This is a genomic window from Arthrobacter sp. NPDC093128, from assembly GCF_040683875.1.
Classification (GTDB): domain Bacteria; phylum Actinomycetota; class Actinomycetes; order Actinomycetales; family Micrococcaceae; genus Arthrobacter.
The window spans coordinates 152241-178199 of record NZ_JBFBEY010000010.1; the positions used below are offsets into that span (position 1 = coordinate 152241).

Genomic DNA, 25959 nt, shown 5'->3' on the forward strand with positions numbered 1-25959 from the left:
TCGCCCGGCGGCCCACCCCGCCTGAGCCACGGGCTGTATCCCTACAGCCCGTGGCTCAGGACGAGGCCCACGGAGAACAGCACGCTGTAGCCCAGGTTGATCAGGCCCGTTTGCTTGAGGACGGGGATGAGGCTCTTGCGCTTCCGGCCGTTGATCATCAGCCATGACGGCATCAGGCTGGCCGGGATCAGCAGCAGCACAATGAGCATCCACGGGCGTGCGGGTGCCAGGACCACCACCAGCAGGATGGCCACGGCCAGCATCAGGACGTAGCTTTCGCGGGCGTGCTTGTCACCGAGCCGCACGGCCAGGGTCTTCTTGCCGGCCTGGATATCCGTGGGGATGTCCCGGACGTTGTTGGCCATCAGGAGCGCACACGCGATCAGGCCGGTGCCGATTGCCCCGATGATGGCGGCCAGGCTGAGCTGCCCCGCCTGCGTGTACGTGGTGCCCAGGGTGGCCACGAGGCCGAAGAACACAAACACGAACACGTCGCCCAGGCCCATGTAGCCGTACGGGTTCTTGCCGCCGGTGTACCCCCAGGCGGCCAGGACACAGCCGAGGCCCACCAGAATTAGCCACCACGCCTGGGTAATGACCACCAGGACCAGGCCGAACAGCATGGCCAGCCCGAACGCGGCGAACGCCGCCCGCTTCACCATCTCGGGCTTCGCAGCGCCCGAGCCCACCAGGCGAAGGGGCCCCACACGGTCCTCGTCGGTGCCGCGGATCCCGTCCGAGTAGTCGTTGGCGTAGTTCACGCCGACCTGGAGCAATAGGGCCACAAACGCGGCCAGGACGGCGTTGAGCGGCTTGAAGGCGTCCATCTCGAAGGCCGCGGCGGTGCCGATCAGGACCGGTGCGATGGCAGCCGGCAGGGTGCGCGGTCGGGCGCCTTGGATCCATTGTGCGGCTGTGGCCACGGTCAGTACTCCGATTGCTTCGTTGTTCATTTCAGTGCGGAGGGGTAAACCCGCCGAAATCCTGCCGCTCCGGCCCTTTGGCCGGGGCGGGGCTTCTCTATTTTCCCTGATGCAGCGCGTCCAGCAGAACAGTCATGCCCAGCCGGTCCGGTTTGCCGTTGGGCAGCATCATCAGCTCGCCGGCAGCGAGGACGGTTTTCGGAGCCAGCCGGCCCAGGCCATCGTGCCGCTTCGCGGTGAAACCCTCGATGCCGGCGGGGGAGCTGTCCTCCACTGCAACGTATGCGGCCACGGCCTGGCCCCACTCTTCCGAGGGGACACCTGCCACGAAGGCCGCCGTCACGCCGTCGAGCTTTTCCAGCTCGGCCTGCACGTGCGTGGCGGAAACTTTCACGCCTCCGGTGATGATGACGTCGTCGGCGCGGCCCAGCACGGTGAGCTTCCCGGTGGCGTCGATGGAGCCGAGGTCGCCGGTGCGGTACCAGCGGACGCCGTCCTCCTCGAAAAAGTCGTCGGCTGCCGGTCCGGCTTCGCCGAGGTAGCCGGCGGCCAGGGTGGCGCCGCCCAGCAGGATCCTGCCGTCCCCGTCGACCCGTGCCAGGACGTCCTCGAGCGGGAAGCCGTCGTACACGCAGCCGCCGCAGGTCTCCGCGGAACCGTAGGTGGTGATCACGCGGACGCCGGCGTCACGGGCCGCATCAAGCAGTTCCGGAGAGGCGGGGCCGCCACCGAGCAGGATGCCGTTGAACCGGCGCAGCACGGCCAGCGTTTCAGCCGACGGTGCGTCCAGCAGCCGCTGCAGCTGAGTGGGCACCAGCGACGTGAAGCGGATCTTGTCCGTGAGCTCCTTGGCAGCCGCGGTGAACGCTTCCGGCGTGAACCCTGCGGAGAGGTCCATGGCCCACGGCCGGGTGCCGGCGAAGAGGGAGCGCACCAGGACCTGCACCCCGGCAACGTACTGCAGGGGGAGTGCGAGCAGCCATTGGCCCTCGCCCTTGAGTGCGAACGCGGTGGCCACGGACGACGCCGCCAGAGCCTCCACGGTGAGGACCGTCGCCTTGGGCGCGCCGGTGGAACCGGAAGTACGCACCACCACGGCGGCGTCCTCGAAGCCGGGAGTCTCCACGGCGGAAACCACAATGTTGCCGTCAGCGTCGGCGGAAAGTTCGACGGCGGGGCCCTCGCCGTGGAGGGCGTCCGCCAAGGCCCGCAGGGCAGAATCGAGGTTTGCGGGTTCGAAGTTCGGGGGCTGGGAAGTCACAGGGGCTGCCTTAGGAGTAGTGCGGGCTTAGAAGTAGTACGGGAACTGGGACCAGTCGGGATCGCGCTTCTCGAGGAAGGCTTCCTTGCCCTCCACGGCCTCGTCCGTCATGTACGCCAGCCGGGTGGCTTCGCCGGCGAACACCTGCTGCCCGGCCAGGCCGTCGTCGGCAAGGTTGAAGGCGAACTTGAGCATGCGGATGGCCTGCGGCGACTGCCGGGCGATGTCCGCCGCGTACTCCAGGGCCACTTCCTCGAGCCGTTCGTGGTCCACGGCTTCGTTCACGGCGCCCATCCGGACCATGTCCTCGGCCGAGTATTCGCGGGCCAGGAAGAAGATTTCGCGGGCGGCCTTCTGGCCGATCTGGCGTGCCAGCAGCGCGGAGCCGTAGCCGGCGTCGAAACTTCCTACGGTGGCGTCCGTCTGCTTGAACTTGCCGTGCTGGCGCGAGGCGATGGTGAGGTCGGAAACGACGTGCAGCGAGTGCCCGCCGCCGGCCGCCCAGCCGTTGACGACGGCGATGACCACCTTGGGCATGGTGCGCATGAGCCGCTGGACTTCCAGGATGTGCAGGCGGCCCGCGCGGGCGGGATCGATGGTCTCCTTGGTCTCGCCCTCCGCATAGCGGTACCCGTCACGGCCGCGGATCCGCTGGTCCCCGCCCGAGCAGAACGAGTGCCCGCCGTCCTTGGGTGACGGCCCGTTGCCGGTGAGCAGCAACGTGGCCACGTTGGGGGTCATACGGGCATGGTCCATGGCGCGGTAGAGCTCGTCAACGGTGCCCGGGCGGAACGCGTTCCGGACCTCCGGGCGGTTGAAGGCGATGCGGACCGTGGGCAGGTCCCGCAGCACGGCGCCGTCCGAGTCCCGCTCAACCTGCCGGTGGTAGGTCATGTCCTGGAAGTCGTCGAAGCCGGCCACGGTGCGCCACCGGGAGGGTTTAAAGACGTCGGATACCTTGGCTGGGAATTCGTTGCTCACAGACCGAGTCTAGTAATCGCCTCAGCTGATACAGAACTCGTTGCCCTCGGGGTCCGCCATGGTGTGCCATTCGTGCGGCCCCTGGCTGGCGGTCCACAGGAATTTTGCGCCGCGTGCCTCAAGCTCCGCGCGGACCTCATCCTTGTCCCTGCCGTCAAGGCGGACATCCCAATGCACCCGGTTTTTTATGGTCTTCGCTTCCGGCACGGTCTGGAACAGCAGGCGGCGGGCGGGTGCCTTGGCTTCGAGTTCCTCGACCGGCCGGATCGCTGCGCCGGCAGCCCACACCAGCCTGCCGTTATGGGTCTTCGTTTCGGTTTCGGTGGCAAACCCCTGCTCGATCATGGAGCGGATGAACGCTTCATCCTGCGGTTCCACCGCCCAGTCCAGGGTTTCCGCCCACCAGTCCGCCAGTTCGTGCGGATTGCTGCAGTCGATCGCTATCTGAATGTTGAGTCCCATGGGTCAAAAGTACGACGGCGGTGTTCCCGCCGGAAGAGGTCTGCGGACAGTTCCGGTCCGGGTTCAGCGCGCCCGGGCAGGGCGCGCGGCACCCTTACGCTCACGCTCCGCGGCCTGTCCCTCAACCTAGGGCTGGACCTGCTGCAGCTGCTCCATCAGTTCGGGCGGGATCGCGTAGATGAACACCACGGCCAGCAGGTTCTTGGCGGCATGGACGAAGTAGGAGAACATCACGTTCTTCCCGGTCCACACGTACACGAACACCAGCGTGGCGCCCATGGCCAGGTACGGCATCAGCACCGGAAGCGTGAGGGTTTCCTGGCCCACGATGTGCAGCGCCGCGAAAAGGACCGTGGACAGGATGCAGCACACCCAGATGTTGAGGCGGCGGCTGAGCTTGCCGATCAGCAGGTGGCGGAAGATGTACTCCTCCACGAACGGACCCACGATGACCAGCAGCGGCACAATCAGCCACGGCGACACCTGTTGGACGAGCGCCTGGACATTGGCCTGGTTGGCGGAGCCCTGCACCGGTCCGGTGAGGGCCACCAGCAGGGCCGTCAGGATCAGCATGGCCACCACCGCGACAGGAATCATGATCAGCGTGAACCAGGGCCTGGTGGCCAGGACGCGGAGGTCCCGGGAGACAACCCGGCGGGCGGCAGCCAAGGCCAGGACACCGACGACGCCGTAGAACAGCAGGTTCACCGAGTACACGGCAATAGTGGGGTCCGGGGAGAGCTGCAGCAGCGGTTGCAGCAGCGATCCTGCCACGGCAAAGAGTGCCGCCACGGCCACGTAGAGCCCCACGGTGGTGTAGTCGAGCGCGGAAAAACGATAGAGCTCCGGCTGTGGCGCCGGGGAATTGCGGACAGCTGTTCCCATATCTCCAGCCTAGCTTCCCAACTGACTCGCAGTAGGCGTCGTGAAAACGGAGAATGACGACGTTAACTGCGAGTCAGCTGGGTCGGCAGATGCGTGTCAGTTCGTCGGCGTGTGAAGCAGCGACGTTGCAGCCGCGAGGAGGCGCCCAGTACAATATTCGGTATGCCTAAATTTCTGTTTCGGTGCGCCAAAGTAGTCCGCCGAACCGAGGGCCTTCGCACTGCCGGAGCCGCCGTCGTCGCCGTTTTCCTCTGCCTGTCCCTAGCCGCGTGCGGGGGTGCCGCCCCCGGCCAAGGGTCAGGGGGTGAGAAACCCGTGGTGCTGACCACCTTCACCGTGCTGGCGGATGTCGCGCAGAACGTGGCCAGGGACAAGCTGCAGGTCGAGTCCATCACCAAGGCCGGCGCCGAAATCCACGGCTATGAGCCCACTCCAGGGGACATCCGCAAGGCGGCCAAGGCCGATCTGATCCTGGACAATGGCCTGAACCTGGAAGCCTGGTTCGCCCAGTTCGTTGAGGGCCTGGATGTTCCGCACGCCGTGGTCTCTGAAGGCGTGGAAGTCATGTCCATCAGCGAAGACTCCTACCAGGGCAAGCCGAACCCGCACGCGTGGATGTCGCCGGTCAACGTCCAGATCTACGTGGACAACATGGTGAAGGCGTTCTCGAAGCTCGACCCCGACAACGCGTCCGCCTTCGAGGCGAACGGTGCGGCCTACAAGGCCAAGCTGCAGACCGTGAAGGACGAAATGGTGCAGAAGCTCGCCTCCGTTCCCGAGGCGCAGCGGGCGCTGGTGACCTGTGAGGGGGCCTTCTCCTACCTGGCGCGCGACGCCGGCCTCCGCGAGGTCTACATCTGGGCTGTCAACGCCGAGCAGCAGGCCACGCCGCAGCAGATCGCCCGGGCCATCGAATTCGTCAAGGCCAACAAGGTGCCTGCCGTGTTCTGCGAGTCCACGGTCTCCGATGCCCCCATGCGCCAAGTGGAGGTAGCCACGGGCGCGAAATTCGGCGGCGTCCTCTACGTGGACTCGCTCTCCGAGGCGGACGGCCCCGTCCCCACGTACCTGGAGCTCATCCGGCACGACTCCAAGATCATCACCGAAGCACTGGTTAGTGCCCCGGCGGGGGCGGCATCATGAGCAACCCGGCCATCCTTGTTGAAAACGTCACCGTCCACTACGGCGAGGTCCTGGCGCTGGACGCCGCGTCGCTGACCCTGGACACCGCCCGGATCTGCGGCCTGATCGGCATGAACGGCTCCGGAAAGTCCACCCTGTTCAAGGTGATCATGGGAATGATCAAGCCCGACGCCGGCCGCGTCCTCATCAACGGTGAGTCACCCGCCAAGGCACGCAAGGAGGGCGGCATCGGCTACGTCCCGCAGAGCGAGGACGTGGACTGGCAGTTCCCGCTGTCCGTCCGCGACGTGGTGATGATGGGCCGCTACGGGCACCAGGGCTTCACCCGCCGCCCCTCCAAGGCGGACCGTGCCGCCGTCGAGCTTGCCCTTGACCGGGTGGAACTCTCCGAGTTCGCGAACCGGCAGATCGGCCAGCTCTCCGGCGGCCAGAAGAAGCGCGCTTTCGTGGCCCGGGGCATCGCCCAGGGCGCCACCATGATGCTCCTGGACGAGCCGTTCGCCGGGGTGGACAAACGCTCCGAAGCCACCATCACCCGCCTGCTGCGTGAACTCGCCTCGGACGGCTGCACCATCCTCATTTCCACCCACGACCTCCACGCCCTGCCCCAGCTGTGCGACGAAGCCGTGCTGCTGATGCGCAAGGTCCTGATGCACGGCCCGCCCGAGCTGGTCCTGCAGCCCGAGAACCTGGCCATGGCGTTCGGCCTGGACGTCCTCAACCGGGACCTCCCGACCGAGGATCTCCCCGATGAGGACGCCCCGGGTCCTTCGGGCGCGGGCCGCCGGGTGCAGGATCTCTCGAACCACCAGGGCAGGAACTGACCATGGATCTCTTCGACCTGCTGCTTGAACCGTTGAGCTACGACTTCATGGTCCGCGCCATCATCACCACGGCGCTCGCCGCCATTGTCTGCGCCGTGCTGAGCTGCTGGCTGGTGCTGATCGGCTGGTCGCTCATGGGCGACGCCGTGTCCCATGCCGTGCTCCCGGGCGTGGTCCTCGCCTACATTGTGGGGGCGCCGTTCGCCTTGGGCGCGCTGGTCTTCGCGCTGATCGCCGTCACCCTGATCGGGGTGGTCCGGAACACCAGCCGGGTGAAGGAGGACGCGGCCATCGGCATCGTTTTCACCTCGCTGTTCGCCCTGGGCCTGGTGCTTATCTCGGTCACACCGAGCCAGACCGACCTCAACCACATCATCTTCGGCAACCTGCTGGGCGTCAGCATTCCTGACCTCATCCAGGTGCTGGTGCTGGGAGTGGTGGCGTTCGCCATCCTCATCCTCAAGCGGCGGGACCTCACGCTCTACGCCTTCGATCCCACGCACGCCCACGCCATCGGGCTGTCCCCGAAACGGCTGGGGGCGCTGCTGCTGGGCCTCCTGGCGCTCACCTCGGTGGTGGCGCTGCAGACCGTGGGCGTGGTCCTCGTGGTGGCCATGCTGATCATCCCCGGAGCCACGGCGTACCTGCTGACGGACCGGTTCTCCCGCATGCTGGTGATCGCCCCGGTGATTTCGGCGCTCTGCTCCATCGCCGGCATCTACCTCAGCTATTACCTGGACACCGCCTCCGGCGCCATGGTGGTGCTCACCGAGGGTGCCATCTTCGCCGTCGTCTACCTGTTCAGCCCCCGCCAGGGCCTGATCGGCACCCGTCTGGCGAAAGCGCGCCGCAAGAAAGCTGTGGCGCTCGCCGCCTAGGTTTGTGTCCGGCGACGGAACGTACGACGGCGGTGCGGGCCCGGGGCGTTACGCCCCGGGCCCGCACTGCTTCCTACGCCCGGACGGACTTGCGGTTGTAGAGCCACAGCGCCCACACGTACCCGCCCACACTGAAGACTGCGCACCAGATGAGCGTCGCAAGCATGGTGCCAGCCTCCACGGGCGTGCCCATCAGGAGTCCGCGTACGGCTTCGATGAACGGCGTGAACGGCTGCACGTCGGCGAACCAGCGCAGGACCTCGGGCATGGAATCCGTGGGCACGAACCCGCTGCCAAGGAACGGCATCAGCAACAGGATCATGGGCTGGTTGCTGGCTGTTTCCACGCTCTTGGCGTTGATGCCCATGGCCACGGACAACCACGTCACGGAGAAGCCGATCAGCGTCAGCACGCCCAGGGCTCCGAGCCAGCCTGCCGGGGACCCGGTGGGCCGGAATCCGATCAGCAGGGCAACGGCGGCCACCAGCAGCATGGCGGCCATGGTCTGGATGAGGCTGCCCAGGACGTGGCCCGTGAGCACGGCGCCCCTGGAGATCGCCATGGTGCGGAAGCGTGCAACGATGCCTTCCGTCATGTCCGTGGACACCGAGATGGCGGTTCCCGTCGCGCTCCCGGTGAGGGTGAGCATCAGTACGCCCGGCACGATGTACGCGAGGTAGTCATCCCTGCCGCCGCCCAGACCCGAACCCAGCGTCCCGCCGAGCACATACACAAAGAGCAGCAGGAAAATGATCGGGGTCCCCGCGACGAACAGCGGGATCGAGGGGTAGCGGACCACGTGCTTGAGGTTCCGGCGCAGCATCGTGGTCGCGTCGGACGCGGCATAACTGAGGGTGCTCATCGTGCGTTCTCCTTCTGGCTGGTGAGGGCGAGGAAGACGTCGTCCAGGTTGGGTGTGTGGACGGACAGGTCGGCCACCTCCACCGAGGCGCGCTCCAGGCGGTCCAGTACGTCCTTCAAGGACCGGACGCCGTCGTCGCCGGAGACTTCCAGGGTGAGGGAATCGTCGTCACGGTTGTCCGGTTCGAGCACGACGGCGGCCCGCTCCAACGCGGCCAGGTCACCGAAGGTGAGGCGGATGTGCCCGCCGGGGACCAGCCGCTTGAGCTCGGCAGGGGTGCCCTCGGCCACGATGCGGCCCTTGTCCAGCACCGCGATCCTGTCCGCGAGCTGGTCGGCTTCGTCCAAATACTGGGTGGTCAGGAAGATCGTGACGCCGCGGGCCACGAGGCCCTGGATGATCTCCCACATGGTGCGGCGGCTCCGCGGATCCAGGCCCGTCGTGGGCTCATCCAGGAAGATGATCTCCGGATCGCCCATCAGGGTCATGGCGAGGTCGAGCCGCCGCCGCATGCCGCCCGAGTACGTGGCAAGGGGCTGCTTGGCCGCCTCGACCAGGTCGAACTTTTCCAGAAGCCCTGCCGTCCGGCGCCTGACTTCAGCCGCCGGAAGGTGCCGGAGCCTGCCTATCAGGGCCAGGTTTTCCTCGCCCGTGAGCAGGCTGTCCACGGCCGAAAACTGCCCCGTGAGGCCGATCTTGCCGCGTACCTCATCGGCCTGGCGCACGATGTCGAAACCTCCTACGGCGACCTCCCCGCCATCGGCGGAGATCAGGGTGGACAGAATGTGGACGATGGTGGTCTTGCCGGCGCCGTTGGGGCCGAGGAGGGCAAAGACGGTTCCCGCCGGAACGGTGAGGTCCACGCCTTCGAGTACCTGTTTGCTGCCGTATGCCTTGCGCAGCCCGGCCACAGTGATGGCCGAAGAGGTGGTGCTTGCCATGACTCTTCCTTTGCTGGGTTCGTGCCTGGTTGGGTTACCTGGTGGGAACAGGGGAGCGCCGCACGGTGATGTCGCCGTAGGCGCTGCGGGCACGGACCTCCACTTTGGCGTCCGTCTCGCCGGGCCCGGTGGTGGCGTCGAGTCCGTTGCGGACGCGCCCGTACTTGGTGCTGAGGTCCAGCCACGCGGCGCTGCCTTCGCGGACGCCGATGGCCAGGGAGCCGGCGGCGGTCTGCAGGGTGAGGGTTCCGCGCGAGACCTCGCCGACGGTGATGTCGCCGTTGGAGGCCTTGATCGTTGTTGAGGCACCGGCCCGTTCCAGTGCGACGTCTCCGTTGGCGGCACTGACGCGGAGTTCGCCGGCGGCATCCACGATGTGCGTGCCGCCGTTGCCGTTCTTGACAGAGGCAATTCCGTCGATCTCCCGGATGCGGATCTTGCCCGAGCCTGTCTTGATTTCCGCCCGGCCCGCGACGCGTTCGACGGTCACATCGCCCATGCCCGTGTGGACCTTGAGGTCCGTGCAGTGGTCCAGGCGGACGTGGCCCATTTCGGTCTTCAGCTCGGCCGAGCTGAACTCGCCCTCGCAGCGGAGGTCGCCCATGCCGGACTTCAGCTCCAGGCTGCAGCCGATGGGCACTTCAACGGTGATGTCCACGGCGCCCCCGTCGCTGAACCAGGTGTGGCGGCGCTGGGGACGCAGCCTGACCTGCAGGCGTCCGTCCGAATAGTCCACGGTGGTCTGCTCGGCCACCTTGACGTCCAAGGTGCGGGTTGCGGTGCGGGGCTGGACGTTGACCACGGTGTCGGTGCGGTTGCCGGCGACGATCCAGATATCGGCGCGGACCGAAACGTCCACGACGACGGCGATTGGCTGGGGTGTCTCGAAGGTTTCCATCAGTGTGCCCATCCTGTGAAGGTCTGCTCGCCGGGATCCCGACGGGCGGTTCGGTGTGATGTTTGGCTGCCGTTGAGGGCATCGGCCACGGCCCGGATCAGCCAGGAGTTCACGGACAGGCCTTCAAGGCCGGCGGCCTCTTCAACCTGCTGCTTGAGGTGATCCGGCAGCCGGAGCGTGGTGCGGGAGGTGCTGGCGCCGTCGAGCTCTTCGGTGGCCTGCCGCGCAGGCTGGCTGGACCGCTCCACCACCGCCTCGTACTCGCTGGCGGCGGGCGGGTTGGTGACCACGAACTCGGGATCGCGTCCCCGCAGCCTGACCTCCACTGAGGCCGGTGCCAGCTCCAGGGTGATCTCGCTGGCGGCGTCGGACAGGGCTTCGAGCAGGACGAGCCGGACGGTGGACTCGAGCGCGGCCGTGAGGCGTTCGCTGAGTTCCCGGGCGTCAGGGCCGCCGGCTTCGGCGGCAACGTCCAGCTGGTGCTGGACGGAGGTTACGTATTGGTTGAGTTGCATGACACCACTATGACGCCATTATGGTGTCGCGTCAATGCATTCTGGTGATTGGTGGTGTCACCGTGGTGTCGCGGCTTGACTCGTCCGCCTCCGCCGGGCAGTCTGGAGCGATGAAGTCCTAAGCGCGGCCCTTCTTTCCGGCTGCATTCCCAGTACACATATCGGCGCTGTCGCCATTCACTGCGGACCTGCGAGGACTCCTCTTGACTGAACATCTTTCCCTGACCGGCGTCACCCATGGCTATGGGGACCGCCGGCTCTTCACTGCCGTCGACCTGACCATCGGTGCCGGTGAACACGTGGCCGTCGTCGGCGAAAACGGCGCCGGCAAATCAACGCTGCTGCGGATCCTTGCCGGGCTTGAGTCCCCGGACGAGGGCACGGCGGCGAACCACGGCCGCGTCGGCTACCTGGCCCAGACCACCGGCCTGCCGGCGTCGTTCACCGTGGGCAACGCCATCGACCACGCACTCGAGTCGCTCCGCGCCATCGAGGCCGAACTGGACCGCCTGGAATCCGGCCTGGCCGATGCCGACGAGGAACAGCTGGAACGCTACGGTGACCTGCAGACCCAGTACCAGCTCCGGGAAGGCTACGCCGCCGAGTCCCGGGTGGAGGCGGCCCTGGACCGACTGGGCCTCGGCGGGCTGGACCGGCAGCGGGCGCTGGGTTCGCTCTCCGGCGGGGAGCAGCACCGCGTGGCCCTGGCCTGCGTGCTGGCTGATCCTGCGGACGTCCTCCTGCTGGACGAGCCCACCAACCACTTGGACGCCAGCGGCACGGCCTGGCTCGAGGCGCGGCTGGCCGCTCACCGGGGGACCGTCGTCGTGGTTTCCCACGACCGCGCGCTGCTGCGCAAGGTGGCCGCTTCCGTCATCGAAGTGGACGCCGAGCGGTGCGCGGTCAACCGCTATGGGAACGGCTATGACGGGTATCTGCGGGAGAAGGCCGCCGAGCGGGAACGCTGGGTGCAGCAGTACCGCGGCTGGCTGGACGCGATGGCTGCCGAGCGCCTTCAGGCGGACACCGTGGCCGGGAAAATGGGCTACGCCCGCCGCCGCGACGGCGACAAAATGGGCTTCGACTTCAAGGCAGGCACCTGGCAGCAGGCCGCCACCAGCAAGGTCCGCAACGCCCAGGAGCGGCTGCGCCGGCTCGAAGCCAATCCCATTGACCGGCCGCCGGTTCCCCTAAAACTGGCGGTGGACCTTCAGGGGGAGACTGACGAGGACGCTGCCACGGCGGGACCGGCGCTGGAAGCGCGCGGTGTGCAGGTGCCCGGCCGCCTGGGACCGACCGATTTCCGGGTGGAGGCAGGTCAGAAGATCCTGATCACCGGTCCCAACGGGGCAGGGAAGTCAACGCTGCTGTCCGTGCTGGCCGGCACCCTCGAACCGGAGGCGGGCACTGTGCTGCGGCATGGCCGGATCGGCTATCTGCAGCAGGAGCTGGAACCGCCGGTCCGTCCGGGGATGCGGCTTCTCCCGGCCTTCGTCGCCGGCCTGGGCGGCAACATCGACGAGCACGCGGAAGCGCTGCTGCGGCTGGGCCTCTTCCGGACCACGGAATTCCATGTTCCGGTCGGAAGCCTTTCCGCCGGGCAGCAGCGCAGGCTGGCCCTTGCCCGGCTCCTGCTCGGCGGATTCCAGACGATGCTCGTGGACGAACCCACCAACCACCTGGCACCCGTGCTGGTGGAGCAGCTGGAAGCGGCCCTTTCGGAATTCAGCGGAACGCTGATCATGGTCAGCCACGACCGCGCCTTGGGCGAATGGTTCAGTAAATGCGCCGCACGGTCCGCCGCCGGGAGCACCGGCGGCGCAGGCTGGCTCCGCTACGGGATGGCTGAAGGCGCGCTGGCCTAGTTTCGGGCACCTGGGCCGCCGCGGGAAGCGGCCCGGGAAGCAGCTTCGAAAAATGGTGAGATTTGCGTTAAGGGATCGTTACGCCCTGCCTGCAGGGCCGAAACAACCGCGGAGCACGATGGAAGGGAGTCAGTGATTCCCACGCTCAAGTAGCCTCCCAGCGGTCCGCCGCCGGGACCTACTCAGCCGGCCGAAAGGATCTGTCCCGTGATCACCAAGAACCTTTTCCTGCAGGGCGTCTTCCCCTTCGAGGGAGCGGGACTCGAGAAGCCCGTCCCCATCCACCGGGAGCTCGCGCACTTCGTTCCGGACGGAATCATCAACCAGGCCCTCTACTTCCGGGGCGGCAATTCCAGTTCCGAACTGGTCACCGTGGTCCTGATGCGCGACGGCGTGCCCATGCGGTATTTCCCCATCGGCGCCAAGAGCGACGTCCATGTGCCGCTCCGGGTGGTGGAGGACATCGAGGGCGGGTCCGTCATCGAGGTGTTCCTCCTGGCGGCCGACGGCGTTGCGGGGTACGTGGTCATCGACCTGGGCATGGTGGAACACTGATGACGTCCGTCGCAGACAACACGCAGCTCAAGACGCAGCTCAAGACCCAGCGCAGGCGCCAGGCCAAGCCGGCCGCCCGGCGCCGGCTGGTGGTGATCGGCAACGGCATGGCCGGTGCCCGTGCCGTCGAGGAGATCCTGGCCCGCGGCGGCGCCGAGCAGTTCACCATCACCATGTTCGGCGACGAGCCCTACGGCAACTACAACCGGATCATGCTCAGCCACGTCCTCTCCGGCGAGGAAAGCGACGCGGACATCTTCCTGAACTCCCTGCACTGGTACCAGGACAACAACATCACCCTGCACGCGGGCGTCCGGGTGGAACGGATCGACCGGTTCACCAAATACGTCTTCGCCAACAACGGCCACGTTGTTCCCTACGATGTCCTGATCATCGCCACGGGCAGCCAGTCCTTCATGCCGCCCATGGACGGCCTGTACACGCCGAGCGGTTCGATCAAGCCCGGGGTCTTCACGTTCCGCACCATCGACGACACCCGCAACATGGTCCAGCACGCTCAGCAGGATCGTCCCCCGGAGGGAGAACGCAGTGCCGTAGTCATCGGGGGCGGCCTGTTGGGACTGGAAGCGGCGCGCGGGCTCCAGAGCCACGGCATCGACGTCGACGTGGTGCACTCCGGCGGGCACCTCATGAACGCCCAGATGGGACCCGACGGCGGAGCCATCCTCCGCCGGAGTGTGGAGGCCCTGGGCATCCGGGTGCACACCGGGAGCCGCACCACCGCCGTCCTGGGCACGGACAGGGTCATCGGCGTGCGGCTGCGGGACCGGCCGGACATCGGCTGCGACATGGTGGTGGTGGCCGCCGGGATCCGCCCCAACGTGGACATCGCCGTGCTCAGCGGGCTTCACGTGGAACGCGCCATCGTGGTGGATGACCAGCTGCGCGTGGTGGACGAGGACGACATCTATGCCGTGGGCGAATGCGTCCAGCACCGCGGCGAGGTCTACGGACTGGTGGCGCCGCTGTGGGAGCAGGCCGTGGTGCTCGCCAATCACGTCACCGGCGCGGACTCCACCGCGGCCTACCTCGGCTCCCGGATCGCCACCAAACTCAAGGTTGCCGGCGTCGAGGTGGCGTCGATGGGCCTGCAGGGCCCGGAACGGGAGACGGACGAACACATCGTGTTCTCCGAGCCCAGCCGGGGCGTGTTCAAGTCCATCGTCATCCGGGACAACAAGATGGTGGGCGCCACCCTGCTCGGCGACAGCCGCAAGGTGGCGTACCTGACCCAGGCCTTCGACAAGGGGCTGCCCCTGCCCGAGGAGCGGATCTCGCTGATGTTCGACCTGGGCGGCCCCGCCGAGGAGCAGGGCGTGGCCGAGCTCGACGACGACGCCCAGGTCTGCAACTGCAACGGCGTCAGCAAAAGATCCCTCGTGGACACGGTCAAAGGCGGGTGCAACACCGTGGCCGGAGCAATGGACGCCACGCGGGCCGGCAAAGGCTGCGGGTCCTGCAAGCTGCTGGTGAAGCAGGTGGTGGAATGGGCCGCCGGCGGCGCCGTGGAAGAGGACCCCGCCGCCAGCTACTACGTGCCCGGCATTCCGCTGGACAAGGCGTCACTGATGGCAGCCATCCGCAAGCAGGGCCTGCGCTCGGTATCCTCGGTGTTCGCCGCGCTCGCACCCGGCAGTGCGGAGGACGCGAAATCCAAGATGGGCCTCGCGTCCCTGATGAAGATGATGCTCGCGGACCAATACATCGACGAGCGGGACGCCCGGTTCATCAATGACCGCGTGCACGCCAACATCCAGCGGGACGGCACCTTCTCCGTGGTTCCGCAGATGAAGGGCGGCGTGACGTCCGTGCAGCAGCTGCGCCGGATTGCCGACGTCGCCGAAAAGCACAACATCCCCCTGATCAAGCTGACCGGCGGCCAGCGCATCGACCTGCTGGGCGTGCCCAAGGAGGACCTGCCGCAGGTCTGGGCCGACCTGGACATGCCGTCCGGCTATGCGTACGGGAAGAGCTTCCGCACGGTCAAGACCTGCGTAGGCAAGGACTTTTGCCGCTACGGCACCGGCGATTCCACCAAGCTGGGGATCGAGATCGAGTCACGGTTCCAGGGCATCGAGGCACCGGCCAAACTGAAGCTGGCTGTCTCGGGCTGCCCGCGCAACTGTGCCGAGTCGCTGGTCAAGGACGTGGGCGTAGTGGCCGTGGAGGGCGGCCGCTGGGAACTCTACGTCGGGGGAGCGGCGGGCGCCCACATCCGCAAGGGTGACCTGCTGGCCACCGTCGACGACCCCGAGGAGGTGAAGGTGCTGACCGGCCGGTTCATGCAGTACTACCGGGAGAACGCCAACTGGCTGGAGCGGACCTACGCGTTTGTGCCCAGGGTGGGCATCGACCACATCCGCGCCGTGGTGGTGGACGACGCCGAGGGCATCGCGGCCGCCCTGGACGCGGCCATGCAGGCCTCTGTGGACAGCTATGTGGATCCGTGGACCGAGCGCGACGATCCGCTCACGCCCGGGCAGTTCCGCACGTCGCTGCCGCTCACGGTGCTTCCCCAGGTGCCGGTCCGATGAACGCCGGTCACAACCTCGGTTCCGTGGACCAGATCCCGTTCGGGGAGGGCCGGGCGTTCGGCGTGGCCGGCGAACAGGTGGCGGTGTTCCGGCTCCGCGACGGCAGCCTGCGGGCGCTGTCCGCTGTCTGCCCGCACAAGGGCGGTCCGATCGCGGACGGCACCATCGACCGGGACCTGGTCCTGTGCCCGCTGCATCAGAACGCCTTCAGACTGGACACCGGCTGCTCCACCACCGGCGCCGAACCTTTGACCAGCTATGACGTCCAAATCGATAATCACCAGAATATTATTCTGAGAACTTCGGCCAGGTAGGGAAATTAATTCGGCATAACTCCTCCTATCTGTTGTCTGCGTCACGGGCGGTTCCGTGGGCCTTGTAAGCTAGGTAGGCCGCGCGAACCTTCGACGCCCGAAGAGTTTTGTCCACGTAATTGCCCCAAACGGGGGATAAACCCGAATTATGTGGACAAAAACTCCGCGTTCCGGTGCCGGCCATCCCCCGACCCACAAGGAACAGTTGTGCCACAAAGTACCCCCACAGAACTCGTGAGCTCGACGGCGCAATCCGCCGTTGTCGACTCCACCCTCAGCGCCGAGGGCTACAAGAAGTCCCTGAGCGGCCGCCAGGTCACCATGATCGCCATGGGCGGCGCCATCGGCGTCGGCCTCTTCATGGGTGCCGGCGGGCGCCTGGCCTCCACGGGCCCCGCGCTGATCTTCTCCTACGCCATTGCCGGCGTCATCGCCTACCTGCTGATGCGCGCCCTGGGCGAACTCATCATGTACCGCCAGACCTCGGGCTCCTTCGTCAGCTATGCCGGCGAAATGTTCGGCAAGAAGGGCGCGTACCTGTCCGGCTGGATGTACTTCATCAACTGGGCCATGACCGGCATCGCCGAGCTCATCGCGATCGGACTGTACTTCCAGTTCTTCTTCCCCAACGTGCCTGTTGAACTGTCCGCCATCGCCGCGCTGCTGCTGCTCGTGGGCGTCAACCTCCTGAGCGTCAAGGCGTTCGGCGAATTCGAATTCTGGGCCTCCTGCCTCAAGGTGGGCGCCATCCTGATCTTCCTGGCCGTGGGCACCTTCATGGTGGTCACCAACGCCCAGGTGGGCGACGGCCACGCCTCGGTCAGCAACCTATTCGCAGCCGAAGGCGGGATGTTCCCCAAGGGTGCGCTGGTCATGATCCTGGTCCTGAACGCCGTGATCTTCGCCTACAACGGCATTGAACTCGTCGGCATCACGGCCGGCGAAATGCAGGACCCGGCCAAGGAAGTGCCCAAGGCAATCCGCGCCGTCGTCTTCCGCATCGTGGTGTTCTATGTCGGTTCCGTGACCCTCCTGGCCATGCTGCTTCCCTCGGACCAGTACGTGGCCGGCACCTCGCCGTTCGTCACCGTGTTCGGCCAGATGGGCCTCGGCTGGATGGGCGACGTCATGAACATGATCGTCATCACCGCCGCGCTGTCCTCCTGCAACTCGGGCCTGTACTCGATCGGCCGGATCTTCCGCACCATGGCCAACAACGGACACGCCCCGGAGTGGCTGACCCGGATGTCCAAGAGCCACGTGCCGTACGCCGCCATCCTGGCCATCGGTGCTGTGTACCTTGTCGGCATCCTGCTCAACATCTGGCTTGGTGGCTCGCACGCCTTCGACCTCGCGCTCAACTCGGCGTCGATCGGCGTGATCTTCACGTGGGGCGCCATCTTCGCCAGCCAGATTGCGCTGCGCAAGAAGAAGGGCAAGGTCTCCTCCCTACCCGCGCCCGGCGGAACCTGGAGCAGCTGGGCCGGCCTGGTCGCCCTGCTGGCCATCACGGTGCTGATCGGCTTCGACACCATGACCAGCAAGACCGGCGAGGTCTTCCACCTCGGCCTCTGGACCCTGGCCACCATCCCGTTCTTCGCCCTGGTGCTGTGGCTCGGCTGGCAAAAAGTCAGGAACAACGAACCGAAGAGCGAACTCTTCAGCTAGGGCTTTCCACCCAAGCAGTACGACGACGGCGGCGGTCACCTTCACGAGGCGGCCGCCGCCGTCGTCGTCGTAATATCCACGTCGATTGCTCCGTAACCGCCGTTATGGGGCCGCAAAAAGGCAGTTGCGGAGCAATCGATGGGGTTAGTTCTTCAGGTGCCGGGCGAAGTGGTCCTCGATCCTTTGCCAGGCTTCGGGGGCCGCTTCGGGGTCCGGCTTGATGCCCATCACCCGGAACAGGGGCCGCAGCGGCCGGGGCCCCTCCTCGGCGTCGTTCATAAAAGCGTGGCCGGCGTTTTCGAATTCCTTGACGTCATGCTCGATGCCCAGCGATTCCAGCGTGGCTTCGAGTTTGGCCGCAGCGCCGGGCAGGGTGCGGTCCTTCCTGCCGAAGTTGCCCACCACCGGGCACGCGCCAAGCAGGGCTTCTTCCGGGTGCCTGGGCAGCCTGCCGTAGTTAACGGCCGCGGCATCGAAGCCGTTCCTGGCGACCAGCAGGGCGAAGCCGGCGCCCATGCAAAAGCCGATTACGCCGATCTTGCCGTTGGTGCGTCCCGAGCCCTGCAGCCAGGCCTGCGCAGTGGCGAGGTCCGTGAACGCCTTGCCGGAGCCGGACAGCATCGACCTCATGGCGGACACCAGGCAGCGGCGGGAGCCACCGTCGCTGAAGAGGTCAACAGCCAGGGTGAGGTAGCCGGCCGCTGCCAGCCGGTCCGCCTGGCGCAGGGCAATGTCGTTGAGGCCGAACGCCTCGTGAATCATCAGGACGGCGGGAAACGGACCCGTCCCCGCAGGTTCCGCGAGGTAGCCGCGCAGGTTCCCCGCGTTCTTCGGGGCAGTGCCGGCCCCGCTGAGGTCGATGATCGTCATCGTGCGGACCTTCCGTAGGGCAGTTGCTGTCACCAGAGAATCTCACAAAAAAGACGGCGGGCATCCCCCAAAGGAATGCCCGCCGCCGTTTCCGGGCAGCTGCCGTGGCCGCTGCCTAGGTTGCTCTAGTCTCTTTTGAACTCGTCCTTCACGTTTTCGCCAACTTTCTTGGCGTCGGCAACGACCTGGTCCTTCTGACCCTCTGCACGCAGACGGTCATTGTCCGTGGCGTTGCCGGCCGCTTCCTTGGCCTTGCCGCCGAGGTGCTCTGCTTCGTTCTGAATTTTGTCGCCGATTCCCATGGTGTATTCCACCTCTCGTTGCCGGTAAAAAACTAAGCATCAATACAATAACACGAAGCATGCTTACTAATTCAAGTGGCGTTTTGCGGATGCTCCAAAGGAATTTGAAGGTGCCCTGCGCCGTCCGTGACGGTTGTCGGTGCTCCCGGCTAGGCTCGATTGCATGGACCACAAGACCACCCTCACGCAGCACGTCAATGCCAGCCCGGACAAGGTCTGGGCCGTGATCTCGGACATTCCGGGCTCGGCCGCCACCCTTTCCGGAATAGATTCCATCCAGATGCTCAGCGAGGGCGGATACGGCGAAGGCACCCGGTGGAAGGAGACCCGCACCATGATGGGCCGCGCCGAAACCGTGGAAATGTGGGTGTCCCAGGCCGAACCGCCGTCGCCGACCCGGGCCGGCAGCACCACGGTCAAAGCGCTCCAGGGCGGCGCGGACTACACCACGCGGTTCACCCTTGCCGGGCGCGACGGCGGGACGGACCTCTCGCTGACCTTCGGCGCCGAGGTGGTCAGGCCCACCCTGCTGAGCAAGATCGCCATGGCCCTTTTCGGCAAGATCGGCATGAGCATGACCAGGAAGGCGCTGGCCAAGGACCTGGCCGAGATTGCTGCGAAGGCCGAGTCCCTCTGATGGCGGGCAGGCCCGCCACGGGCAGGGCGGCGGCAGGCCGGGCGCCTTCGGGCAAGGCAGCATCAGGCAAGGCAGCAAAGGTGACAGCACCCAGGCTCTCTCCGGTCCGGCTCGAGGAACTCCGCGATGAGCCGTCGCCGGATTTCCAGCGTGGAGAACGGTACGACGGCCTGAGATTCAGCCGTGCTGATGCCGACGGCCTGGAGCTGAGCGGCACGGACTTCGCCGAGTGTGAATTCGGCGGGGTTTCCTTCAACGAAACCCAGCTGCGCGGTGCCACGTTCCGGGACTGCATCCTGGCGGAGGTCTACGCCCCGGTGTTCACGGCGGCGCGGGCCACGCTGCGGGATGTCGAGATCAGCAATCCGCGGTGGGGATCGGCGGAGCTGTACGAGAGCGGCTGGACGTCGGTGCGGATCGACGGCGGCAAGCTGGACTACGTCAACCTGCGCGGATCGCGGCTGACGGACGTGCAGATCAGCGACTGCATCATCAACGAGCTGGACCTCGGCTCGGTGACGGGGACGCGGGTGGCCTTGAAGAACTGCACCATCGGCACCCTCGACCTGGCCGGCGCCAAGTTCAAGGACTTCGATCTCAGGGGCACCGACTTCCGCACCATCAGCGGGCTCGAAAGCCTCGCGGGGGTCGTGATCGATGACTATCAGCTGAGCCTGCTCGCCCCGCTCCTGGCGGCCCATCTCGGCGTCGTGGTCCTGTAACTTTCTGGAGTTTTTGTCCACTTATCGCGTCCAAAAGGGGTTCCATCTCGCGACAAGTGGACAAAAACTCCGGCAGGAAGCGCCGGGAGCCCGGTTGACCCCTTGCGGCCGCCGTGTAATCTTTATAGAACGAACGGTCGGTAAATTAGTCGCAGGGCTCTTGCCGCCGCAGATGACAGTGCCGTTTATCGCGTGAAGGGTGTTTCCATGGCCTCAGCAGTAGCAGGACCGCAGGCATTTTTGGTGGGCGGTGCCCGGACGCCGGTGGGCCGGTACGGAGGCGCGCTCTCCGCTGTCCGCCCGGATGACCTCGCCGCCCTCGTGGTCCGGGAGGCCGTTTCGCGGGCCGGGCTTGACCCCGACTCCATCGACGAAGTGATCCTGGGCAACGCTAACGGCGCCGGCGAGGAAAACCGCAACGTGGCCCGCATGGCCACGCTGCTGGCGGGGCTTCCCCTCCATATCTCCGGAATCACGGTGAACCGGCTGTGTGCATCCGGACTGAGCGCCATCATCATGGCGAGCCACATGATCAAATCCGGAGCCGCGGACATCGTGATTGCCGGCGGCGTGGAATCCATGAGCCGGGCACCCTGGGTACAGGAGAAGCCGCAGACGGCCTTCGCCAAGCCCGGCGCCATCTTCGACACGTCCATCGGCTGGCGGTTCGCCAACCCGCTGTTCCAGAAGGGCGAACTCTCCCGGGACGGCAAGATGACGTACTCCATGCCGGAGACGGCGGAGGAGGTGGGCCGTATTGACGGCATTTCCCGCGAAGACGCCGACGCCTTTGCTGTCCGCTCGCACGAACGGTCCCTCGCGGCCATCGCCGCCGGACGCTTCGCCGAGGAAATCGTCCCGGTGACGGTCAAGACCCGCAAGGGCGAAACCGTCGTGGACACCGACGAAGGACCCCGCGCCGGGACCACCATGGACGTCCTGGCCGGGCTCCGCCCCGTGGTCAAGGGCGGCTCGATCGTCACCGCCGGCAACTCCTCCACCCTCAACGACGGCGCCTCAGCCATCATCGTGGCGTCCGAGGCGGCCATCCAGAAGCTGGGCCTCACCCCCCGCGCCCGCATCATCGACGGCGCCTCGGCGGGGTGCGAACCCGAGATCATGGGCATCGGCCCCGTCCCCGCCACTCAGAAAGTGCTGGCCCGCAGCGGCTACAGCGTGGGCGACCTCGGCGCCGTCGAACTCAACGAAGCGTTTGCCACCCAGTCGCTCGCCAGCATGCGGCGGTTGGGCCTGGACCCGGACATTGTGAACAACGACGGCGGCGCCATCAGCCTGGGGCACCCGCTCGGTTCCAGCGGCTCACGGATCGCCATCACCCTGCTGGGCCGGATGGAACGCGAAGACGCCAAAATGGGTCTCGCCACTATGTGCATCGGCGTCGGCCAGGGCACTGCCATGCTGCTGGAGCGTGTCTAATGCCGGCTCCGGACAGCGCGAACGGACACTTGGGCACCCACGACTTCCGCACCCTCCTGGTCGAGGAGCGTGACGACCGCGTGGTGGTGCTCCTCAACCGCCCCGAGGTCCGCAACGCCATCGACCAGCAGATGGTGGACGAACTCCACCTCGTGTGTGCCGCGCTGGAGCAGAACCCCAAGGTGCTGATCATCGCGGGCGTCGACGGCGTCTTTGCGTCCGGCGCGGACATCGCCCAGCTGCGTGAACGGCGCCGGGACGATGCGCTGCAGGGCATCAACTCCACGATCTTCGTCCGGATCGCCAAGCTGCCCATGCCGGTCATTGCGGCACTGGACGGCTACTGCCTGGGCGGCGGCGCCGAGCTTGCCTACGCCGCGGACTTCCGGATCGGCACGCCCAGCGTCCGCATCGGCAACCCCGAGACGGGCCTGGGCATCCTCGCCGCTGCCGGTGCCAGCTGGCGGCTGAAGGAGCTGGTGGGCGAGCCCGTCGCCAAACAGATCCTGCTGGCGGGGCTGGTGCTCCGCGCCGAACAGGCCCTCGCTGTCAACCTCATCACGGAGATCCACGAGGCCCCCGTGCTGATGGACGGGGCCCACAGCCTCGCGGACCGCATCGCCCGGCAGGACCCGCTGGCCGTGCGGATCACCAAATCAGTGTTCCATGCACCGGCTGAGGCGCACCCGCTGATCGACCAGCTGGCGCAGGGGATCCTGTTCGAATCCCAGGCGAAGTTCGACCGGATGCAGGCTTTCTTAGATAAGAAGTCAGCCAAGAATTCAGACCAGTCCGACGGGAAGCAGTGACCATGAGCAACTCCGCACTTCCGGCAAACCTTCGCGGCGCCAACTTTCCCGACGCCAAACTTCCCAACTTCGTTGGGGTTCTCGGCGGCGGCCGCATGGGGGCCGGCATCGCCCACGCCTTCCTGATCAACGGTGCCAACGTCCTGGTGGTGGAGCGGGACGAAGCCTCCGCCGAAGCCGCCCGGGAACGCGTCGAGTCCGCGGCAGCCAAGAGCATCGAACGGGGCGCCACGGACGCCAACCTGGACGAGATGGCCTCCCGCCTGTCCGTGACCGTGGACTACGACGACTTCAAGGACCGCCAACTGGTGGTGGAGGCCGTCCCGGAGGACTGGGACCTGAAGGTCACCTCGCTCCGCGGAATCGAAGCGCGCCTTTCCGACGACGCCTACCTCGCGTCCAACACGTCCTCGCTGTCCGTCAACGGCCTGGCCCGCGAACTGAAGCGTCCGCAGAACTTCCTGGGCCTGCACTTCTTCAACCCGGTGCCGGCGTCCACGCTTATCGAAGTGGTGCTCGGTGAACAGACCTCCGAGGAGCTTGCCGCTGCCGCGAAAAGGTGGGTCGAGGCACTCGGCAAGACCGCCGTCGTCGTCAATGACGCGCCCGGCTTTGCCTCGTCGCGGCTGGGCGTGGCCATCGCGCTGGAGGCCATGCGCATGGTGGAGGAGGGCGTCGCGTCCGCGGAGGACATCGACAACGCCATGGTGCTGGGCTACAAGCACCCCACCGGGCCGCTGCGGACCACGGACATCGTGGGCCTGGATGTCCGGCTGGGCATCGCGGAGTACCTGCAGTCCACGCTGGGGGAGCGCTTCGCGCCGCCGCAGATCCTGCGCGACAAGGTGGCCCGCGGGGAACTGGGCCGGAAGACCGGCAAGGGATTCTTCGACTGGCCGGCGTAAGCGTGGTGGCTTAGGGGGTTCAGCCTAGCCGGTGCCCCCTAGGATGGTGCCGTGACTTCCATCGAACCCATCACGCTGACCGGTCAATACGTCGTCCTCGAGCCGCTGAGCCACGAGCACCATGACGGCCTGGTGGAAGCGGCCCGTGACGGCGAGCTCTGGAAGCTCTGGTACACGAGTGTGCCCACCCCTGAAGGCATGGCCGCCGAGATCGACCGCCGGCTGGGGCTCCAGGAACAGGGCTCCATGCTGCCGTTCACTACCCGCTTGATCGACCCCGCCACGGGCGGTCCCGGCCGGGTGATCGGGATGACCACCTACATGAACATCGACGCCGCCACTCCCCGCGTGGAGATCGGCTCCACCTGGAACGCGGCTTCTTCGCACGGCAGCGGCAGCAATCCGGATTCGAAGCTGCAGCTGCTCCGGCATGCCTTCGAAACGCTGGGCTGCCCGGCCGTCGAATTCCGGACGCACTGGCTCAACCACCAGTCCCGGGAAGCCATCGCCCGGCTGGGCGCCAAGCAGGACGGCGTGCTGCGCAACCACTCCCGGACCGCGGACGGCACGCTCCGGGACACCGTGGTGTTCTCGATCCTCGAGCACGAATGGCCCATGGTCCGCACCGGCCTGGAGTTCAGGCTCGCGAAGCAGCGCTAGGGCATGGATCGGCACTAACGCCGGCATTCCCAACCAAAAGTCACAGTCCGGACTGGCAACTTGCGCGAAAAGCCCGCAAGCTAGGTAAGGGGCAACTGGAGTGTCCGCGAAGCGCACGCTCTCCCGCCGCACAGGAAGGCTCGCAATTCCAAAGCCAAAACGGCAACTCAATCCGTTGATCCGCAAGTACGTCAAGGCCAGCCACCCCGCCCAAGCCGACACCAGAGGCCTCGGCGAGCTCAAGCCAGTCGAGCCGGCCGCCTGGCGCGAAGGGGTGCCCGTACTCGGCCAGGATCAGGTCTACGTGATGAAGTACGGGAGGGAGTACCACACGGCGTGGTGCCAGATCGTGGCCGACAAATGGGGCCACGCACCCAGAGGACTGCTCGTGACCCTGTTGGCCGACGTCGGGGCGCGGGCCGCGTGCCAGGAATGCGATCGGGACTTGAAGATAGCCAGAGCGTCGTCTGCGCAGGAAAACCACCTGCAAACCCTGCCCGCCCCGGCACCCCCACCGCCTGACGCGGTGATCCCGCTGAGTGTCGTTGGGGTCGCCCACGGAATCCTGTTCCTCGCGGCGGGACCGGAATATCAGGAACGACTTAAGGAGACTGCGGTAGAGCCGGCGACCCCGCTGCTCGTGGGCGGGCGGCGGGACGGCATAGTGGTGCGGGTGGACGCCGCCCGCGACGAACCATTGTTGATTGTCCAATTAGACCCCCGCGCCACGTTCCGGAATGGCCCGTATCAGGTGCGCCTGCGTCCTCCACTGCGGCGGTCGGCGACTAAACCCTACGCAGTGGAGTCCATTGAACCGGCGCCGGAGGCCTAGCACTCAATATGGCACAGGGGTCGGCGCCGCCAACGCATCGTGACGGATTCCAAAATCAGGGACGACAAAGTGGCTCGAGAGCGGATCTACGTCATGGAAGGCTGGGAGGCGCCGGAATGGCGCGCCCCGTGGCGGGCCGAGTCCCGGCGGACCCGCAGGCATAGTCCACCGGGGCGGCGCTGGCCCGCTACTTAGCCAATTTGGCCGGCTTGACCTCACTCATTACCGCAGTTGCATATGCGCGGTGCCCCGCGGCGTTCGGGTGGAAGTTGGAATCAGCCAGAGGGTTCCCACCGTTGTAGACGATCCAGGGATCGTCGGAGTTCACAGCGTGCCCGGAAAACCTGGGGGTGACATCGACGAACTGTGCGTCCGCCCCGCCGGCGTTGGCACTGGCGACGGCCCCGGCGATGGCGGCGTTGAGCCGATCCGTGGCCAGGTTGATCAGGACCTGCTCGTCCAAGGAGAAGTAGGGATTCCCGTCGGCCGGTTCGAACAGCCTGGGATACCCCAGGACCGCGATCTTCGCGTTCGGAGCCACCCCTTGGATTGTCGCGTAGGCGGTCGCCAGCCCGGTGCCCACCTGTCCAAGGGCGCCCTCCGACGCCGCGACCGCGTTGGCGCACACCTCTACGCCATTGGATGCGCAGGCAAGCAGTACGGGGCTCACTCCGGCGTCATTGGCTCCGGCGGTGACCGTAACCATGCCGGTGGAGGCATTCAGGGCTTGCGTGTACGCCAGAGTCTGGATCTGGGTTTGCACGCTCGTCTCAGTTCCGCCGGTGAGGAGTGCCCCGTGGCAGGCGGCGTTGACCACCAGGGACACTCGACCTGTTTTGTCGACGTCGGCAACATACCCCGGGCTGCTCTGCCAGCACGTTGTGCTCGCCGGTTTGACGTCTTCTCCGGCACCTGTTCCTGCAGTGTAGGAGTCGCCGATAGCGACGTAATTCAGCTGCAGGGCAGGAGCGGCTGTCGCCGGACCCGCCGGACCCGCCGCGGTTCCCAACGCCAAGGCGAGCGTCGCCAGGCCTGCCGCGAACGCCGCGCGCCGCCGTCGTAATATCCGGTCACCCATCAGTTTCCCCTTTGTTCTGAATTGTGCGCCGGGCCGCGTGGCCGCGGGCAGGCGGCAAAGCCGCAAGTACGCCCAAGAGTACGCTTGCGCCGGCCCTGCGAACACCGTTTGGCGTTCCCGTTTGTTTGCCGGCAGCCACCCCATTTTTCGGCAAGTACCGGTGCCGGATGCCGGGGG

At 66.5% G+C, this 25959-nt stretch carries 27 protein-coding genes; 15 read left to right on the top strand and 12 right to left on the bottom strand.

What is annotated here, in order from left to right; translation table 11 throughout:
- Positions 1 to 41: 41 nt before the first annotated feature.
- The 5 genes from AB0N24_RS13735 to AB0N24_RS13755 form a co-directional block, all read right to left on the bottom strand.
- On the bottom strand, positions 42 to 923 hold the full coding sequence (locus AB0N24_RS13735; RefSeq protein WP_364125192.1) for a 1,4-dihydroxy-2-naphthoate polyprenyltransferase: 882 nt from the start codon (positions 921 to 923) through the stop codon (positions 42 to 44).
- 97 nt (positions 924 to 1020) lie between these two features.
- Positions 1021 to 2184: an AMP-binding protein gene (locus AB0N24_RS13740; protein WP_364125016.1), complete on the bottom strand. Its 1164-nt coding sequence runs from the start codon at positions 2182 to 2184 to the stop codon at positions 1021 to 1023.
- A 27-nt stretch (positions 2185 to 2211) separates the two neighbouring features.
- Entirely contained in the window at positions 2212 to 3165 is a 954-nt protein-coding gene (locus AB0N24_RS13745) for a 1,4-dihydroxy-2-naphthoyl-CoA synthase (protein ID WP_364125018.1), read from the bottom strand.
- A 21-nt stretch (positions 3166 to 3186) separates the two neighbouring features.
- The gene (locus tag AB0N24_RS13750; protein WP_364125021.1) at positions 3187 to 3627 is read right to left on the bottom strand and encodes a VOC family protein; all 441 of its coding nucleotides are present in this window, start codon (positions 3625 to 3627) and stop codon (positions 3187 to 3189) included.
- Positions 3628 to 3753: 126 nt separating this feature from the next.
- The gene (locus AB0N24_RS13755) at positions 3754 to 4512 is read right to left on the bottom strand and encodes a lysostaphin resistance A-like protein (RefSeq protein WP_364125024.1); all 759 of its coding nucleotides are present in this window, start codon (positions 4510 to 4512) and stop codon (positions 3754 to 3756) included.
- Between the two features lie 162 nt (positions 4513 to 4674).
- Between AB0N24_RS13755 and AB0N24_RS13760 the strand changes: the two genes are divergently transcribed.
- Genes AB0N24_RS13760 through AB0N24_RS13770 form a run of 3 tightly spaced genes read left to right on the top strand, consistent with a single transcriptional unit; the run spans position 4675 to position 7357 of the window.
- The gene (locus AB0N24_RS13760; protein WP_364125027.1) at positions 4675 to 5655 is read left to right on the top strand and encodes a metal ABC transporter substrate-binding protein; all 981 of its coding nucleotides are present in this window, start codon (positions 4675 to 4677) and stop codon (positions 5653 to 5655) included.
- Positions 5652 to 6479, top strand: coding sequence for a metal ABC transporter ATP-binding protein (locus tag AB0N24_RS13765; protein ID WP_364125030.1), 828 nt, complete (start codon positions 5652 to 5654; stop codon positions 6477 to 6479). The genes AB0N24_RS13760 and AB0N24_RS13765 overlap by 4 nt, the downstream gene beginning before the upstream one ends.
- A 2-nt stretch (positions 6480 to 6481) precedes the next feature.
- Positions 6482 to 7357: a metal ABC transporter permease gene (locus AB0N24_RS13770; RefSeq protein WP_364125033.1), complete on the top strand. Its 876-nt coding sequence runs from the start codon at positions 6482 to 6484 to the stop codon at positions 7355 to 7357.
- Positions 7358 to 7430: 73 nt separating this feature from the next.
- Here AB0N24_RS13770 and AB0N24_RS13775 read toward each other — a convergent pair whose 3' ends face one another.
- From AB0N24_RS13775 to AB0N24_RS13790, 4 genes are read right to left on the bottom strand one after another with little or no spacing between them, the layout of a single operon-like run.
- Entirely contained in the window at positions 7431 to 8219 is a 789-nt protein-coding gene (locus AB0N24_RS13775) for an ABC transporter permease (protein ID WP_364125036.1), read from the bottom strand.
- Positions 8216 to 9160, bottom strand: a complete 945-nt coding sequence (locus tag AB0N24_RS13780; protein ID WP_364125039.1) for an ATP-binding cassette domain-containing protein — start codon at positions 9158 to 9160, stop codon at positions 8216 to 8218. Before AB0N24_RS13780 ends, AB0N24_RS13775 begins: the two co-directional genes overlap by 4 nt.
- 34 nt (positions 9161 to 9194) lie before the next feature.
- Positions 9195 to 10058: a DUF4097 family beta strand repeat-containing protein gene (locus tag AB0N24_RS13785; protein ID WP_364125042.1), complete on the bottom strand. Its 864-nt coding sequence runs from the start codon at positions 10056 to 10058 to the stop codon at positions 9195 to 9197.
- On the bottom strand, positions 10058 to 10573 hold the full coding sequence (locus tag AB0N24_RS13790; protein ID WP_364125044.1) for a histidine kinase: 516 nt from the start codon (positions 10571 to 10573) through the stop codon (positions 10058 to 10060). Before AB0N24_RS13790 ends, AB0N24_RS13785 begins: the two co-directional genes overlap by 1 nt.
- A 203-nt stretch (positions 10574 to 10776) precedes the next feature.
- Between AB0N24_RS13790 and AB0N24_RS13795 the strand changes: the two genes are divergently transcribed.
- The 5 genes from AB0N24_RS13795 to AB0N24_RS13815 all read left to right on the top strand — a co-directional run bounded on the left by AB0N24_RS13795 (position 10777) and on the right by AB0N24_RS13815 (position 17530).
- Positions 10777 to 12438, top strand: coding sequence for an ABC-F family ATP-binding cassette domain-containing protein (locus tag AB0N24_RS13795; RefSeq protein ID WP_364125047.1), 1662 nt, complete (start codon positions 10777 to 10779; stop codon positions 12436 to 12438).
- Positions 12439 to 12645: 207 nt separating this feature from the next.
- Entirely contained in the window at positions 12646 to 12993 is a 348-nt protein-coding gene (locus AB0N24_RS13800) for a molybdopterin oxidoreductase (protein ID WP_364125049.1), read from the top strand.
- Positions 12993 to 15548, top strand: a complete 2556-nt coding sequence (gene nirB / locus AB0N24_RS13805; RefSeq protein ID WP_364125051.1) for a nitrite reductase large subunit NirB — start codon at positions 12993 to 12995, stop codon at positions 15546 to 15548. Before AB0N24_RS13800 ends, nirB begins: the two co-directional genes overlap by 1 nt.
- The gene (locus AB0N24_RS13810; RefSeq protein WP_364125053.1) at positions 15545 to 15862 is read left to right on the top strand and encodes a Rieske (2Fe-2S) protein; all 318 of its coding nucleotides are present in this window, start codon (positions 15545 to 15547) and stop codon (positions 15860 to 15862) included. Before nirB ends, AB0N24_RS13810 begins: the two co-directional genes overlap by 4 nt.
- A 207-nt stretch (positions 15863 to 16069) precedes the next feature.
- Positions 16070 to 17530, top strand: a complete 1461-nt coding sequence (locus AB0N24_RS13815; RefSeq protein ID WP_364125056.1) for an amino acid permease — start codon at positions 16070 to 16072, stop codon at positions 17528 to 17530.
- Positions 17531 to 17674: 144 nt separating this feature from the next.
- Here AB0N24_RS13815 and AB0N24_RS13820 read toward each other — a convergent pair whose 3' ends face one another.
- Positions 17675 to 18400, bottom strand: a complete 726-nt coding sequence (locus AB0N24_RS13820) for a dienelactone hydrolase family protein (protein ID WP_364125059.1) — start codon at positions 18398 to 18400, stop codon at positions 17675 to 17677.
- A gap of 125 nt (positions 18401 to 18525) precedes the next feature.
- Positions 18526 to 18702: a CsbD family protein gene (locus AB0N24_RS13825; RefSeq protein WP_011693098.1), complete on the bottom strand. Its 177-nt coding sequence runs from the start codon at positions 18700 to 18702 to the stop codon at positions 18526 to 18528.
- Between the two features lie 163 nt (positions 18703 to 18865).
- On the opposite strand from AB0N24_RS13825, the gene AB0N24_RS13830 reads away from it, so the two are divergent.
- From AB0N24_RS13830 to AB0N24_RS13860, 7 genes are all read left to right on the top strand, one after another.
- On the top strand, positions 18866 to 19339 hold the full coding sequence (locus AB0N24_RS13830; RefSeq protein ID WP_364125063.1) for an SRPBCC family protein: 474 nt from the start codon (positions 18866 to 18868) through the stop codon (positions 19337 to 19339).
- Positions 19339 to 20061, top strand: a complete 723-nt coding sequence (locus AB0N24_RS13835; RefSeq protein WP_364125066.1) for a pentapeptide repeat-containing protein — start codon at positions 19339 to 19341, stop codon at positions 20059 to 20061. The genes AB0N24_RS13830 and AB0N24_RS13835 overlap by 1 nt, the downstream gene beginning before the upstream one ends.
- A gap of 207 nt (positions 20062 to 20268) precedes the next feature.
- The gene (locus AB0N24_RS13840) at positions 20269 to 21498 is read left to right on the top strand and encodes an acetyl-CoA C-acyltransferase (RefSeq protein WP_364125069.1); all 1230 of its coding nucleotides are present in this window, start codon (positions 20269 to 20271) and stop codon (positions 21496 to 21498) included.
- Entirely contained in the window at positions 21498 to 22307 is an 810-nt protein-coding gene (locus AB0N24_RS13845; protein WP_364125072.1) for an enoyl-CoA hydratase/isomerase family protein, read from the top strand. Before AB0N24_RS13840 ends, AB0N24_RS13845 begins: the two co-directional genes overlap by 1 nt.
- A gap of 2 nt (positions 22308 to 22309) precedes the next feature.
- Positions 22310 to 23212: a 3-hydroxyacyl-CoA dehydrogenase family protein gene (locus tag AB0N24_RS13850; RefSeq protein ID WP_364125075.1), complete on the top strand. Its 903-nt coding sequence runs from the start codon at positions 22310 to 22312 to the stop codon at positions 23210 to 23212.
- Positions 23213 to 23263: 51 nt separating this feature from the next.
- A complete protein-coding gene (locus tag AB0N24_RS13855) occupies positions 23264 to 23872 on the top strand; it encodes a GNAT family protein (RefSeq protein ID WP_364125078.1) in 609 nt (202 codons plus the stop codon).
- Positions 23873 to 23972: 100 nt separating this feature from the next.
- Positions 23973 to 24704, top strand: a complete 732-nt coding sequence (locus tag AB0N24_RS13860) for a hypothetical protein (protein ID WP_364125081.1) — start codon at positions 23973 to 23975, stop codon at positions 24702 to 24704.
- A gap of 187 nt (positions 24705 to 24891) precedes the next feature.
- Here AB0N24_RS13860 and AB0N24_RS13865 read toward each other — a convergent pair whose 3' ends face one another.
- Positions 24892 to 25782, bottom strand: a complete 891-nt coding sequence (locus AB0N24_RS13865; RefSeq protein WP_364125084.1) for an SGNH/GDSL hydrolase family protein — start codon at positions 25780 to 25782, stop codon at positions 24892 to 24894.
- Between the last annotated feature and the right edge of the window lie 177 nt (positions 25783 to 25959).